The 14969-nt window shown below is 66.0% G+C and carries 11 protein-coding genes; 7 read left to right on the top strand and 4 right to left on the bottom strand.

Going from position 1 to position 14969, the window contains the following annotated elements; genetic code table 11:
* Positions 1–2: 2 nt before the first annotated feature.
* Together GSQ83_RS09945 and GSQ83_RS09940 are read left to right on the top strand one after the other, a co-directional pair.
* On the top strand, positions 3–3173 hold the full coding sequence (locus GSQ83_RS09945) for an efflux RND transporter permease subunit (RefSeq protein WP_158802716.1): 3171 nt from the start codon (positions 3–5) through the stop codon (positions 3171–3173).
* Positions 3110–3961 carry a DUF4239 domain-containing protein gene (locus GSQ83_RS09940; RefSeq protein ID WP_216850024.1) on the top strand — a complete coding sequence of 284 codons (852 nt, stop codon included), beginning with the start codon at positions 3110–3112 and terminating at the stop codon, positions 3959–3961. Before GSQ83_RS09945 ends, GSQ83_RS09940 begins: the two co-directional genes overlap by 64 nt.
* A gap of 45 nt (positions 3962–4006) precedes the next feature.
* Here the strand turns inward: GSQ83_RS09940 and secA are convergent, their stop codons facing one another.
* Positions 4007–6727, bottom strand: a complete 2721-nt coding sequence (gene secA, locus GSQ83_RS09935) for a preprotein translocase subunit SecA (protein ID WP_158802714.1) — start codon at positions 6725–6727, stop codon at positions 4007–4009.
* Positions 6728–6965: 238 nt separating this feature from the next.
* Between secA and GSQ83_RS09930 the strand changes: the two genes are divergently transcribed.
* Genes GSQ83_RS09930 through GSQ83_RS09910 form a run of 5 tightly spaced genes read left to right on the top strand, consistent with a single transcriptional unit; the run spans position 6966 to position 11411 of the window.
* Complete coding sequence (locus GSQ83_RS09930; RefSeq protein WP_254065594.1) at positions 6966–7985, top strand: peptidylprolyl isomerase; 1020 nt, start codon at positions 6966–6968, stop codon at positions 7983–7985.
* Positions 7986–7998: 13 nt separating this feature from the next.
* Positions 7999–9234 carry a bifunctional glutamate N-acetyltransferase/amino-acid acetyltransferase ArgJ gene (gene argJ / locus GSQ83_RS09925; protein WP_158802713.1) on the top strand — a complete coding sequence of 412 codons (1236 nt, stop codon included), beginning with the start codon at positions 7999–8001 and terminating at the stop codon, positions 9232–9234.
* A 13-nt stretch (positions 9235–9247) separates the two neighbouring features.
* Positions 9248–10276: a bifunctional GNAT family N-acetyltransferase/(deoxy)nucleoside triphosphate pyrophosphohydrolase gene (locus tag GSQ83_RS09920; protein WP_254065593.1), complete on the top strand. Its 1029-nt coding sequence runs from the start codon at positions 9248–9250 to the stop codon at positions 10274–10276.
* A 34-nt stretch (positions 10277–10310) separates the two neighbouring features.
* Positions 10311–11063: a molybdopterin-binding protein gene (locus tag GSQ83_RS09915; RefSeq protein WP_158802711.1), complete on the top strand. Its 753-nt coding sequence runs from the start codon at positions 10311–10313 to the stop codon at positions 11061–11063.
* Between the two features lie 27 nt (positions 11064–11090).
* The gene (locus GSQ83_RS09910) at positions 11091–11411 is read left to right on the top strand and encodes a multidrug efflux SMR transporter (RefSeq protein ID WP_158802710.1); all 321 of its coding nucleotides are present in this window, start codon (positions 11091–11093) and stop codon (positions 11409–11411) included.
* 17 nt (positions 11412–11428) lie between these two features.
* Here GSQ83_RS09910 and ydiK read toward each other — a convergent pair whose 3' ends face one another.
* The 3 genes from ydiK to argE form a co-directional block, all read right to left on the bottom strand.
* Positions 11429–12526, bottom strand: coding sequence for an AI-2E family transporter YdiK (gene ydiK / locus GSQ83_RS09905; RefSeq protein ID WP_158802709.1), 1098 nt, complete (start codon positions 12524–12526; stop codon positions 11429–11431).
* A 380-nt stretch (positions 12527–12906) separates the two neighbouring features.
* Positions 12907–13881: a succinylglutamate desuccinylase/aspartoacylase family protein gene (locus tag GSQ83_RS09900; RefSeq protein WP_158802708.1), complete on the bottom strand. Its 975-nt coding sequence runs from the start codon at positions 13879–13881 to the stop codon at positions 12907–12909.
* Positions 13878–14969: acetylornithine deacetylase (gene argE, locus GSQ83_RS09895; protein ID WP_158802707.1), on the bottom strand; the 1092-nt coding region annotated here is incomplete at its 5' end. The genes argE and GSQ83_RS09900, both read right to left, overlap by 4 nt.

Below are 14969 nucleotides of genomic sequence, written 5' to 3'. Positions count from 1 at the left end.
GCATGTTCTCGAAATTCTTCATCGAGCGGCCCGTTCTCTCGAACGTCATCGCCATTGTCTTCGTGGTGATCGGCCTCGTCGCTTTGCTCGGTCTGCCGATCGCGCAGTATCCGAATGTCGTGCCGCCGACCGTGCAGGTCTCCACCAGTTACCCCGGCGCCAGCTCCCGCACCCTGATCGATACTGTTGCCTTGCCGATCGAGCAGCAGGTCAACGGCGTGCAGGACATGCTGTACATGCAGTCCACCAGCGCCAGTGACGGCACGTACAACCTCATCGTCACCTTCAAGATCGGCACCGACCTCAACTTCGCCCAGGTGCTGGTGCAGAACCGCGTCTCCGCGGCGCTCGCCCAGCTGCCGCCCGCCGTGCAGGCGCAGGGCGTCGTCGTCCAGCAGAAATCGACCGCGATCCTGCAGATCATCACGCTGAGTTCGCCGAATAATCGCTACAGCGGCCTCTATCTGAGCAATTACGCCACCATCAACCTGGTCAATCCGCTGGCACGTCTGCCCGGTGTCGGCAATGTCGCGGTCTTCGGCGCCGGCAATTACGCGATGCGCCTGTGGCTCGACCCAAATGCGCTCAAGGCGCGCAACCTGACGCCGAGTGACGTAATCAACGCGGTGTCGCAGCAGAGCCAGGCCGTGACGGCTGGTCAGATCGGTGCGCCCCCGGCACCGGCCGGGCAGGCTTTCCAATACACGATCAATATCCAGGGGCGCCTGACCGACGTCGACCAATTCAAAGACATCATAGTCAAGACCGCGCCCGGCGCGAACGGGCTCGTAACACGGGTGCGCGACGTCGCGCGGGTCGAGCTCGGCGCCCAAACGTACGGCCAGGCTTTCACGCTCAACGGTCAGCCGGCCACGGGTATCGGCATCTACCAGACGCCCGGTGCCAATGCGCTCCAGGTCGCGACCGAAGTGCGGAAGGCGATGGCGGGGCTGTCCAAAACCTTCCCGCAGGACCTCACCTACGGGATTCCCTTCGACACCACGCTCTTCGTCTCCGCCTCGGTTGAGGAGGTCTACAAGACCCTCATCGAGGCCGGCATTCTGGTGCTGGTCGTCATCCTGGTCTTCCTGCAGGATTGGCGCGCGACCCTGGTGCCGGCCACGACGGTGCCGATCACCGTCATCGGCGCCTTTGCGGCGATGTCGGCGCTCGGCTTCACCATCAATATGTCGACGCTCTTCGCCATCGTGCTGTCGATCGGCATCGTGGTGGATGATGCGATCGTGGTGGTGGAAGGTGCCGCCCAGTACCTCGAGAAGGGGCTGAACGGCCACGATTCGGCGATCAGCGCCATGCGGGATCTGTTCGGCCCGATCGTCGGCATCACGCTGGTGCTCATGTCGGTGTTCATCCCGGCCTCGATGACACCGGGCCTCACCGGCCAGATGTATGCGCAGTTCGCCTTGGTGATCGCGGCGACGGCGCTCATCAGCGCCATCAACGCCGCGACGCTCACGCCCACGCAATGCGCGCTTTGGCTGCGCGTCCCGAAGGCACCCGAGAAGCGCAACATCCTCGCCCGCGGCTTCAACCACGGCTACGACGGCCTCGCCAGATGGTATGCCGGCCTGATCGCCCATATGACCAATCATGCCGGCCCGATGGCGCTGATCGCCCTTGTGCTGATGGGCTTCGCCGTCTGGGGCATCGCGCGGCTGCCGACCGGCTTCCTGCCGACCGAGGATCAGGGCTATCTCCTGATCGGCGCGCAATTGCCTGATGGTGCCTCGCTCGGCCGGACGACGCAGACGCTCGCCAAGATCCAGCAGATCGCGCAAGCCACGCCGGGCGTCGCCACCGTCATCAACATCAACGGCATCTCGATTCTCGACAACAGCGCGACGCTCGCCAATGCCGGCGTCGCCTATGTGATTCTGAAGGACTGGAGCAAGCGCGGTAAGGGCGAGGATCTTCGCTCGATCTACATGAACCTCACGCGCCAGTTGCAGGCGGTGCAGTCGGCCGCGACTTTCGTCCTGGTGCCGCCGGCGATCCAGGGCATCGGCAATTCCAACGGCTTCGACATGGTCGTGGAACTACGGGACGGCAGCGCCGACTACGCCAAGCTGCAGACCATCGCGCGAACCATGGTGAGTGCCGCGGCGGGCCAGAGCGGCATTGCCCATCCCAGTACCTCATTCCGCGCCGGGGTGCCGCAGTATCAGGTCGTGGTCGATCGCGTGAAGGCGGAGACCCTGCACGTCAATATCGGAGAGATTTTCGCGACCATCTCCTCCTATCTCGGCTCGACCTACATCAACCAGTTCAACAAATTCGGCATGACCTTCCAGGTCTATGCCCAGGCCGATGCACCCGATCGCCTGCGCCCGGATCAGCTAGAGCAGCTGCAGGTACGGGCCGAGGACGGCACGACGATGATCCCGCTCGGCACCCTGGTCCGCATCAAGCCGATGGTGGGGCCGTCGCTGATCAGCCTGTACAATCTCTACCCCTCCGCGACGATCGTCGGTGGCGCGGCGGCGGGCTTCAGCTCGGGCCAGTCGCTCGATCTCATGCAGCAGGTGGCGGCGCATAACCTGCCGCGCGGCTCGGCCTTCGACTGGACCGCGATGTCCTATCAGGAGAAAGCCGCCGGCGGCCAAATCATCTACGCCTTCGGCTTCGCGCTGCTGCTGGTCTATCTCGTGCTCGCCGGCCAATACGAAAGCTGGATCACGCCCATCGCCGTCTTGCTCGCCGTCCCGCTCGCGCTGCTGGGTCCCGCGCTGGTACTGGGGCTGCTCGGTCTCGACAACAATCTCTACACGCAGGTGGGCTTGCTTCTGCTCATCGCGCTCGCCGCGAAGAACGCCATCCTCATCGTCGAGGTCGCGCGTGAGCAGCGAGCGATCCATGGGCTGTCGATCTTGGAAGCGGCCCGCGCCGCCTCGCATGCCCGTCTGCGGCCGATCCTGATGACCTCCTTCGCCTTCATGCTCGGCGTCGTGCCGCTCATCCTCGCGACCGGCGCGGGCGCCAACTCGCGCAAGACCATCGGCATCACGGTGTTCAGCGGCATGGCCGCCTCGACCCTGCTCGCGGTGCTGTTCGTGCCGTCCTTCTTCGTCGTGCTGCAGCGCTTCGATGAGTGGCGCAGCGGCGCCCGCAAGCCGGTGACACCTCCGGCGCCCACGCCCGCTGCCACGGCATGACGCTTTGGCTATCCCAGCTGCCGCTTTGGCTTTCGGCGCTGCTGATTGTCGTCGTGATGACCGGGCTCACCATGGTCGGCCCGTATCTCGTCCGAAAGATTTTCGGACTGGACCGGCTGATCACCAACAACGAGGTCGCCGGCTTCAAATTCGCCGTGCTCGGCGTGATCTACGCGGTGCTGCTCGGCTTCGCCGTCATCGTGGTCTGGGAGAGGTTTCGCGATGCGGGAGCGGCGGTGACGGAGGAAGCCGCCGCCGCTGCCTCGATCTACCGCTTGTCGCCCGGTGTCGACGCCGCCCATCGCCCTGCGATCGACCGCGCGCTGTCGCACTATCTGGAGAGCGCCGGGAAAGATGACTGGCCCGCAATGGATCGCGGCAAAATCAGTCCCGTCGCGACGCAGGCACTTACCGACATCTACACTGCCGTGCTTGCCGTCTCCCCGAATAATACACGAGACGAAGTCGTCATGCAGGCGATGCTCAACCAGCTCACGGCCATGACCGAAGGCCGACGCGCGAGGTTCGAGCTTTCCGGCGGTATCGTGCCCGGTGTTTTGTGGCTCGTGCTGTTTTTCGGCGCGCTGCTGACGCTGTCCTTCACTTTTTTCTTCGGCGCCAAGAATCTATTCGCGCAAACCCTGATGGCGGGCATGCTGGCTGCTGTCATCTTCATGGCGCTCTTCATGGTCGTCGCCCTCGACCACCCCTTCTCGGGCGGCATCCGGGTCTCGGCTGAACCACTGGAGTATGTGTTGCGCACGCTTGCGCCAGCTGAGCCGCCCTAACCAGCTGATTGAGGAGCCGCCGCGCCTAATTCGGCTTCAGCGGCTTTAAAGTTTCCCGTGGCAGTATTTGAACTTCTTCCCTGACCCGCAGGGGCAGGCGGCGTTGCGCGGCGTTGCGCGCCACTCGGCGGGCAATTCCGCCAGCGTCGTGCCGCTCTCCGCCACCGCGACGGCGAGGCCCGTGGGTGAGCCCGTCGCCAAATCCGGATCGCCCATCATCGACATCAGCGACGGCTCAGGATGGCTCTCGATCATCGGGGGCAAAGCGGGCTCGGCTTCCACCGGCCGCCCAAGCTCGACCCGCGACACGATCGACGTAACCCTCTCCTTGAGATCCTCCAGCAGTGCCCCGAACAGCGAGAACGCCTCGGACTTGTATTCGCGCAGCGGATCGAGCTGACCATAGGCGCGCAGCCCGATGCCCTGCCGCAAGTGATCCAGGTTCAGCAGATGCTCCTTCCAAACCTGGTCGAGCGTTTGCAACAGCAGTGACTTCTCGACCATCCGCATCAGGTCGGGGCCGAAATTGGCCGTCTTCGCCGCCATCATCGAATCAGCCGTCGACTCTATGCGCTCGCGGATACCGGTCTCGTCGATGCCCTCCTCGCGGCCCCAATCGACGATCGGCAGTGACAGGTTCAGCAACCGCTCGACATCCTCGGCAAGCTCCGCGGTTTCCCACTGCTCGGCGAAAGCCTTCTCGGGAATGCGGCGGGAGACCACCGCGGAGATGACCTCGTTGCGCATCTGCGAAAGCATCTCCGAGACATCCTCGGACTTCATGAATTCGCGGCGCTGGGCATAGACCTCCTTGCGCTGGTCATTCATCACGTCGTCGTATTTGAGCAGCGTCTTGCGGGTATCGAAGTTGCGCGCCTCGACCTTCTTCTGCGCCTTTTCCAGCGCGCGGTTGATCCAAGGATGGGTGATCGCCTCACCCGGCTTGAGGCCGAGGCGCTGCAGCATCCCGCCCATCCGGTCCGAACCGAAGATGCGCATGAGGTCGTCTTCGAGCGACAGGAAGAATCGGCTGTGCCCAGGGTCGCCCTGACGGCCCGATCGCCCGCGCAACTGATTGTCGATACGCCGGCTCTCATGCCGCTCCGTGCCGATGACATACAACCCGCCGGCCGCGACCACCGCATCGTGGTTGCGCGCGATCTCGGCCACCAGCTCGACATTACGGCGGTCGTATTCCTCAGGGTCGGTGATCTCCGCGAGTTCGAGCTTGCGGCGCATCTCGACATTGCCGCCGAGTTTGATGTCGGTGCCGCGCCCGGCCATGTTGGTCGCGATGGTGATGGCGCCCGGCGCGCCCGCCTGGGCGATGATCGCCGCTTCCTGCTCATGGAAGCGCGCGTTCAGCACCGCATGCGGCACATTCTGTTGCGTCAGGATTTCGCTGAGCAGCTCGCTCTTTTCGATGCTCGTCGTGCCGACCAGAACCGGCTGGCCGCGTTTCCGCGTCTCGGCGATCAGCGTGCCGACGGCGGCGTATTTCTCCTCCGCCGTGCGATAGACCTCGTCGTCCTCATCCTTGCGCGCCACGCCTACGTTGGTGGGGATATCGACCACCGAGAGCTTGTAGATTTCCTCGAACTCGTCGGCCTCGGTCATCGCCGTGCCGGTCATCCCGGCGAGCTTGGGATAGAGCCGGAAGTAATTCTGGAAGGTGATGGAGGCGAGTGTCTGGTTCTCGGGCTGGACCGTGACGTGCTCCTTGGCCTCGAGCGCTTGATGCAGCCCTTCGGAATAGCGGCGGCCTTCCATCATGCGGCCGGTGAACTCGTCGATGATCACCACCTTGTCGTCGCGCGTGATGTAATCGACGTCGCGGGTGAACAGCACATGCGCGCGCAGGCTCTGCTGCACGTGATGCAGCATGGAAATATTGTGGACGTCGTAGAGATTGCCTTCGAGCAGGATGCCGTGGGCGCGGAGTATTTCCTCCGCGCGCTCGTTGCCCGCTTCGGTCAGGGTCACGCTGCGGGCCTTCTCGTCCTTCTCGAAGGTTTCCGGCTCTTTTGCCATCTGCAGCACGATGAGATCGACCTGGCGGTACAGGTCGGAACTATCCTCGGCCGGGCCGGAGATGATGAGCGGCGTGCGCGCCTCGTCGATCAGGATGCTATCGACCTCATCGACGATCGCGTAGTTGAAGTCGCGCTGGACCATGTCCTCCAGCCGGTACTTCATGTTGTCGCGCAAGTAGTCAAAGCCGAATTCGTTGTTGGTGCCGTAGGTGATATCGCAGGCGTAGCTCGCCTGGCGCTGCCCGTCCTCCAGCCCGTGCACGATGATGCCGGTGGAAAGGCCGAGGAAGCCGTACAGCCGGCCCATATCCTCCGCGTCGCGTCGCGCCAGATAGTCGTTCACCGTCACGACATGGACGCCCTTGCCGGGCAGCGCATTGAGGTAGACGGGCAGAGTGGCGACCAGGGTCTTGCCCTCGCCGGTCTTCATCTCGGCGATGCGCCCGGAATGCAGTACGACGCCGCCCACCAGCTGCACGTCGAAGTGGCGCAGCCCGAGCACGCGCTTGGACGCCTCCCGCACCACCGCGAAGGCTTCGGGCATCAGCTCGTCCAGCGTGGCGCCGCCGGCCAGGCGCTGGCGGAACTCAGCCGTTTTGCCGCGCAAAGCCTCATCGGTCAGCGCCGAGATCTGGGGCTCCAAGGCATTGACCTCGGGCACGATCCGGCGATAGCCCTTGAGGACGCGTTCGTTGCTGGTTCCGAAAATGGCGCGAGCGAGAGATCCGAACATGTGAACCTTGGGTCAGATAGGGCCGGGAGGCGATCCCGCCGGCATCCGCGGAGCCGCCCGGTCTGTGGCACGGCCCGGGCTCATCCGGTGCGGAGGGGCGCAGTGATAGGATCCTGGCCCGCACCGGTCAACGCGAGCGTTATGAACAAGCGTTAACGCCCGCCGCCTTGTGATGCCATGGCTCTTCCGCCATTGTCCCGCCCCATCCTGCCCCAGCCATCGCCCCGCGAGGTCTCTCATGCGTTCCGACCGCCTTTTTTCGCGTGCCTGCCTAGCCGCATTGGTGACCAGCGGCCTCTCGCTGGCCCTCCCATCCCTTGCCAGCGCGCAGTCACCACCGGCCGCCGGCGCCCCGCCGGGCACCATGGCACCCGCCCCGGCCGGTGCCCAGGCGCAGGCGCCCGTCGATCCGAACACCGTCGTCGCGACTGTGAACGGCCAGGATATCCACCTCGCGGATGTCTCCGAACTCACGCGCAACCTGCCGCAGCAGCTCCAGGGCATGCCGCCCGATCAGCTCTACCCGATCCTGCTCGAGCAGCTCGTCGATCAGAAGGCCATGGCGATCGCCGCCCGCAAGGATGGTCTGCAGAACGACCCGCTGGTGCAGAAGCGCATCGCCGTCGGGATCGACCAGGTGCTCCAAGGCGCCCTCGTCTCGAAGGTTGTCGGCCCGGCCATCACCGAGGATGCCGTGAAGGCCGTCTATGCCAAGGACTACGCCGATAAGCCGGGGATCGAGGAGGTGCATGCGCGCCATATCCTCGTGTCGAACGAGCAGCAGGCCAAGGACATCATCAAGCAGCTCGACCATGGCGCGGATTTCGCCAAGCTCGCGAAGAAATATAGCAAGGATCCCGGTGCGGCGAACGGTGGCGATCTCGGCTACTTCAAGAAGACCGATATGGTGCCCGAATTCGCTGAGGCGGCCTTCTCGTTGAAGGACGGCCAGATCACCCAGACCCCCGTTCACACCCAGTTCGGCTATCATGTGATCCAGGTGCTCGGCCACAAGACCGATCCGGCGCCCAGCCTCGCCGATGTGCATGACAAAATCCGCAATGATCTGATCCAGGAGAATGTCCACAAGCTGCTGACCCAGGTGCGCAGCCAGGTGACGATCAAGGAATTCGGCCCGGACGGCACGCCGATGGCGGGACCCAACGGCCCAGCCCCCGGCGCACCGGCTGCCGCGGCACCCTCCGCCACGCCAGCGCCAGCCGCCGCACCGGCTCCCGCGAAGCCCGCGGCTCAGTAGCCGCGCCGGCGCCATGGCCAAGATCACCGAGGTCTCGCCCCTCGCGGTTCCCTTGCCCTTGCTCGGCCCCGTGCCGGGCGTCCGGCTTGGGGCCGCGGAGGCCGGCATTCGCTATCGCGGGCGCCGCGACCTCATGATGATGGCCTTCGCGCCCGGCACCACTGTCGCTGGCGTCTTCACCCGCAACCTCTGCCCCGGCGCGCCGATCGACTGGTGCCGGGAGGTGCTGCCCGCCGGCGCCGCCCGCGCGCTGGTGGTCAATGCCGGCAACGCCAATGTCTTTACGGGCCGCGCCGGCGCCGAAAGCGTGCGCGCCACCGCCGAGGCCGCTGCCGCACTCGCCGGTTGCGCGCCCGCCGCGGTCTTCGTCGCCTCGACCGGGGTGATCGGCGAGGTTCTGCCGCATGAGCGCCTGACCGCGGCACTCCCCGCGCTCCACGCCGCCCTCGGCGAGAACGGGTGGGAAGACGCGGCCCGCGCCATCATGACCACCGACACGTTTCCGAAGGCGAGCACCCGCCGCGCCCGCATCGGCGGCACGGCGGTCACCATCAACGGCATCGCCAAGGGCAGCGGCATGATCGCCCCCGACATGGCGACCATGCTGAGCTTCGTCGCCACCGACGCCGCGATCCCCGCGAGCGTGCTGCAGACGCTATTGGAGCGCGGCGTCGCGCCCAGCTTCAACTGCATCACAGTCGATAGCGACACCTCGACCAGCGACACCCTTCTGCTCTTCGCCACCGGCCAGGCGGCGCATCCGGCGGTCAGCAGCGCAGACGACCCCGCCCTTGCGGGTTTCGCCGAGGCTTTGAACGCCGTGCTCGCCGATCTCGCCCTGCAAGTCGCGCGGGATGGGGAGGGCGCGCAGAAGCTTATCCGCATCGAGGTGACGGGCGCTGTCTCTGCCATCTCGGCCAAGCGCATCGCCTTCGCCATCGCCCATTCGCCCCTGGTCAAAACCGCCGTCGCCGGAGAGGACGCGAACTGGGGACGCATCGTCATGGCCGTCGGCAAAGCCGGGGAACCCGCCGACCGCGACCGTCTGGCGGTCGGCATCGGCGGCACCTGGATGGCCCGCGATGGCACCGTGGTGGCCGGCTATGACGAGGCCCCGGTGGTCGCCCATATGAAGGGGCGGGAGATCCTCATCGCCGTCGATATCGGCCTCGGCGAAGGCGCCGCGACTGTCTGGACCTGCGACCTCACGCACGGCTACATCGACATCAATGGAAGCTATCGGAGCTGAGGCCCCCCTCAGCGTGAAAACCAGCGCGAGTGAAAGCGCGGCGGAGGAGTCGTATCCGACCCTCACCACCGAGCGTCTCCTGCTACGCCCATTCCAACCCGCCGATGCGGAACACCTCCACCGCCTCCTCAATGACTGGGAGGTCTGCCGGATGCTGCAGACCGTCCATTTCCCTTATCCCCTCGAGGACGCGCAGGAGTGGCTCGCCGATGCCGTGAAGAAGCGACGGGAGGGCCGCGCCTTCCACCTCGCGATCACGGGGCGGGAGGACGGAAGCGAACTCCTGATCGGCGCGGTCGGCCTCAAGCTGGTGCAGGGCAAGCGGCGCGCCACGCTCGGCTATTGGATCGGCCGGCGCTACTGGGGCCATGGCGTCGCCACCGAGGCCGCCGGCCGCATGTTGCGCTGGGCCCTCGCCAATCTCGACCTCGACGAGGTCGAGGCGGTGGCGGCGGCCAACAACCCCGCCTCCGCCGCCGTGCTGCGCCGCATCGGCTTCCGCGAGACGGGCGCCGGGCGCGAGATGTTCCGCGCGCGCGGCAGCAAGCAGCCGGTGCTGAGTTTCACCGCGACAAGGGCCGATATCCCGGCTCTCGCCGCCTTGGAGACGCCTGCCCCGAGCCCGCCGGCGCTGGAGAACGGGCTGCCCATGCTGCTCGTCGCCGCCTGTGCCCTGGTCGATGCCGAGACCCGCGTGCTGATCGCCCGCCGTCCCGAGGGCCGCGCCATGGCGGGCCTCTGGGAGTTCCCCGGCGGCAAGATGGAGCCCGGCGAGAGCCCGGAAGCGACGCTGGTCCGCGAACTGCGCGAGGAACTCGGTATCGAACTGTCACGGTCGAGCCTGGCGCCCTTCGCCTTCGCCTCGCACGCCTATGAGCGCTTTCATCTGCTCATGCCTCTATTCCTCTGCCGCCGCTGGCAGGGCATTCCATCGGCAAGGGAAGGGCAAACCTTGCGCTGGGTGCGGGCGGATGAACTCGCCGATTTCCCTATGTTGCCCGCCGATAAACCCTTGCTGCCGATGCTGCGCGATTTCCTGTAAGCACGAAAACGACCCCGAAGGAGGCTCCGGCTCCATGCCTAACCCGACCGCCTGCCTTCTCGTCATCGGCAATGAAATACTCTCCGGCCGCACGCAGGACATCAACATCAAGTTCCTCGCCACACGCCTCGGCGAGATCGGTATTCCGCTGCGCGAGGTGCGGGTCATCCCCGACATCGCCGCGACCATCATCGCCACCGTCAACGAAGTGCGGGCCGCCTTCGACCATGTCTTCACCACCGGCGGCATCGGGCCGACCCATGACGACATCACCAGCGAATGCATCTCGGCGGCTTTCGGCGTGCCCTGGGAAATCCACCCGGAGGCCTTCGCCCTGATGGAGGCGCGCTACGCCAAAGGCGAGTTCAATGCCGCCCGCCGCCGCATGGCGACGATGCCGCGCGGCGCCACGCTGATCAAAAACGCGATCTCCGCGGCGCCTGGCTTCAGCATCGGCAATGTCCATGTCATGGCCGGGGTGCCGCGCATCATGCAGGCGATGTTCGACGCGCTCGCGCCGACCCTGGCTGGCGGCAAGCCGGTCATTTCCCGCGCCGTCTATGCGATGGGACTGATGGAGGGCACCATCGCCGCTGGCCTGGAGGCGATCCAGAACCGCTATCCGGAGCTCGATGTCGGCAGCTATCCCTTCGCGCGTGACGCCGGCCATGGCGTCGCCATCGTCAGCAAGGGCACCGATGTCACGGAGGCCGAGGCGGCGACGGCCGATGTCACCGCCCTCATGGCGGGTCTCGGCCTGGCGCCCATTCAGGGAGAGCCGGTGTGACGACCACGCGCGCGCGGTCGCGCTGAGGTGGCCTGGCTGCTGATCGTTTTCTCTGGCCTGTGTGAGCCGGTCTGGACCTATTTCCTGAAGCAATCCCAAGGCTTTTCGCGCCTCTTGCCGTCCGCGATCACCTTAGTGGTCTCCGGAATGAGCTTCCTCGCGCTGAGCTTCTCGCTCAAGAGCCTGCCGCTCGGTCCGGGCTATGCGGTCTGGACCGGCATCGGCACCATCGGAACGGCGGTGACCGGCGTCATTCTCCTCGGCGAGCCGATCACCGTGGCCCGCGTTCTCTCCATCGCCGCCATCATCGCCGGGACCATTGGCTTGCGGCTGACGACATCGGGGTAAGAAGCCCGTCGCGAGCCTTATTGGGCGATCGTCGCATTCCCGTCGGCCGCGCTGAGCTTCGCCGGCGGATCGCCCATCCAGGTCTGCATCAGCGTGTAGCTGACCGCCAGGATGGCCGGGCCGATGAACAATCCGATAAGGCCAAAGGCGACAAGCCCGCCGAGCACGCCGACCAGGATCAGCAGCAGCGGCAAATCCGCCTGCCGCCTGATCAGGACCGGCCGCAGCACGTTGTCGAGCACGATCGCCAGGATCGTGAACAGCAGCAGAACCACCGCCATCGTTGTGCCGCCGTAGACGAACATCCAGATCACGGCTGGGATCAGCACCAGCCCTGGCCCGGCCTGCGCGACGCAGACCACGAACATCACCGCCGTCAGCACCACCGCGAAGGGCACACCGGTTATCCAAAGCCCCAGGCCACCGATCAGCGTCTCGACCAGCGAGGTCACCATCACTCCCATCGCCACGGCGCGGATGGAGCGCCCGGCCAGCCGCACCATCTCCTCCCCGCGCTCTCCGGCGAGCCGGCGGCCGAAGCGGTCGAGCAGCCGGACCCCGGCTTCGGCATGGACATCGATGAGGGCGACAATCACGACGGTCAGCAGGAACTGGATCAGCAGGCGCCCCAGGCCGCCGATGCTGCCCAGCAGCCAGCCGATCGCCAAACCCGCATAGGGCCGTAGCGTCGGCGCAAGCTTGCTGAGGCCGCTTGCATCGATATCCCGCCACAGCTCGGCCAAGCTGGGACCGACCAGCGGCAGCGTCTCGAGCCAATGCGGCGCCGGCGGCAGCCGGAAGCTGACTGCGGCCTGCGCCAGGGCCGCCAGATCTCCCGCATGCCCGAGGATGGTGATGGTCGCGAGCCAGAACGGCAGCACGAAGACGATCAGGACGATCAGCGTCATGACCGCCACCGCCAATCCACGACTTCCCCACAGCAACCGCTGCATCCGCTGCAGCAGCGGCCAGGTCGCGACGGAAACCGTCACAGCCCAGATGAAAGCGGGCAGGAAGGGCCGCACCACCCAAAGCGTGACGATGATGAGTATGCCGATGATCAGGACGGCGAAGACGGTCCGCGTCAGATCATGGCTCGGCGCCGGCTGGGGCATGGGTGGCTTTCACGCTGCAAATTCTCGGGACATACGCAGTTCGCCGAAGGACGGCTGATGCTCTGTCAGTGAGTGCCGGATTGATCAGTTGGTCAGAAACACGCAGGTACGAGCCAAGGCATTAACAAAGGTCCTAGAGCACGATGTCTTTGGTTGAACGGTTCTCGTTCCGTATCGTCATCCTCGGCGAAGGCAGAGGATCCACGGCTTCCTTTCTCCACGAAGGTGAAGGCGTGGATGGCAGGCCTTCGCGTGCCATGACGAAACCTTGTCGCCGTTCAGTAGTCGATCATCTCGCTCTGGGACATCCATCCGCGCCGGGATTTGCTCCGAAGAAAACCTTGCCCGCTCTGGGAGGCGCGCAACGAAATCCCGGAATACTACCCCATCCGCCGCGCCAGCCGCACCGCAGTGTGGCCTCGGCTGGGGCGGAGGCTTGGCATGATGAGCAGGCAGTCGTCATAAGGCGTGCGGATCTCGATGCCGCCATCCAGCGCCAGCAGGGTATCGCGGCGAGGGATCAGATCTCCGCCACGGAACGGGCGGGTGAAGGTGAAACTGCCGGTGCTCGCGGTAATGACCGCCGTGACCTCGGCGAGCGAAGGGGGATCCTCCGTCACGGGAGGCAGCCTTGGCTCGTTTTTCGCCGCCATGCCCAGGGTGCGCATCATGCCGCCGATCGCGCGCAGCGTCGCGGCAACGGTCGGCTCCTCCCAATGCTGGCCGGCCTCGACCAGGATCGCGCGCTGCGCCGTATGCGGATTGGAGAAGGGCGCATAGTCGATCAGCCGCCGCCCATTGGCGTGACCGGCATCCGACACCACCAGCCCCGGCGTTCCGACCGCCTGGGCCAGTTGGCGGCCGCGTGCGGTGGGGCCGCACAGGATGAGCGGGATGGAGGGCCACAGCATCGAATGCAGGTCCAGCAGCGCATCCGCCGTATCGATCAGGGGCCGCATATCCCGCGCCCGGTCGATCTCCAGCGACCGCCGCCCGCCCTCAAGCCAAGCCGGATCCCAGACGCGGTTGAGATCCTCCTCGACATAGCGCGATGCCACAGGCTCCGCCGCATCGAAGCGGCGGAACGCGGCGAGATTGGCGAAGCCGAAGGTGAGCTTCCCGCGCGCCGGCCGCAGATCCGCCCGCAACAGCCGGTCGAGCGCGATCGCCCCGGCCAGCTCGTTGCCATGCATCAGCGACACGAGAACAAGATGCGGACCCGGCGACCCGCTGTCTCGGGTAGTGAAGCCCTCGATCCCGGTATTGCCCGCGTTCCAGGGCGAGAGATCGGGCGGCGTCAGCTCGACCGCGAATTGCGGCAGCGGCGGCAATGCGAGGGAGGCGCTCGCGATCATCCGCAGGCCAGACGGGCGACGCGGCGAATGAAGGCGTCGCAGGCCACGAGTTGGCTCTCCGCGATCCATTCATCCGCCTGATGGGCCTGCGCGATATCACCCGGACCGCAGACGACCGTTGGGATATCCGCCGCGTCATAGAGCCCGGCCTCGGTGCCGTATGACACCTTGCCGGCCCCGTTGGCCCCCGTCGCCTGGCGAACCAGATCGACCACCGCGTGATTATCCGCGGTCGAGAGACCGGGAATCCAATTAAGCACCTCGATCGTGAACCCCGTCTCGGGATCGACCGCATGCATTGCGGGTTCGATCTCGGTGGCGAGATAGGCGCGCAGCGCCGCCGTCTCGCGGTCGAAGTTGTCGCCCGGCACCGTGCGCCACTCCATGTCGCACCAGGCCTGGTCCGGAATGATGTTGATCACCGATCCGCCGCCCATCACCCCGACATGGGCGGTGCTATGCGGCGGCTCGAAACCCGCGATGAACGGACCCTCGGCGGCAAATCGCCGCTGCCGCTGCGCCACCCAGCGCACCGCCTCGGCGATGGCGGTCACGGCATTGACCCCGCGATCCGGAGTGGAGGAGTGGCCCGCCCGGCCGCACGCCGAGACGCGCAGAGCCATCCGGCCCTTATGCGCGGTGATCGGCTGCATGAGGCTCGGCTCGCCGACCACGCAAAGCGCCGGCTGCCAGCCGCTTTCGGCAACATCCTCGATCAGCCGCCGGGCGCCGTCGCAGCTGACTTCCTCGTCATAGGTGATGAGGAGGTGGACGGGCCGCGCCAGCCGGGCCGCCTGCAAATCGGGGACGGCGCTCAGGCAGGCGGCGACGAAGCCCTTCATGTCAGCGGTGCCGCGCCCATACAGGCGGTCGCCGTCCCGCCGCAGCCGGAAAGGGTCGCTCGCCCAGTCCTGGCCCTCGACCGGCACGGTATCGACATGGCCGGATAGCGCGAGACCACCGGGCCCGGGTGTGCCGATCACCGCATGGATATTGGCCTTCTGCCCGGTGGGGTCGTGACTGACGCGGAAAGGCACGCCATGGGCGCGCAGATAGTCGCCGACGAAATCCATCAGCGGCAAATTGCT

This window comes from Acidisoma sp. L85, from assembly GCF_009765865.1.
Taxonomy (GTDB): Bacteria; Pseudomonadota; Alphaproteobacteria; order Acetobacterales; family Acetobacteraceae; genus Acidisoma.
Note: the sequence above shows the minus strand (reverse complement) of the source record. Positions and strands in the feature narration are given on the sequence as shown.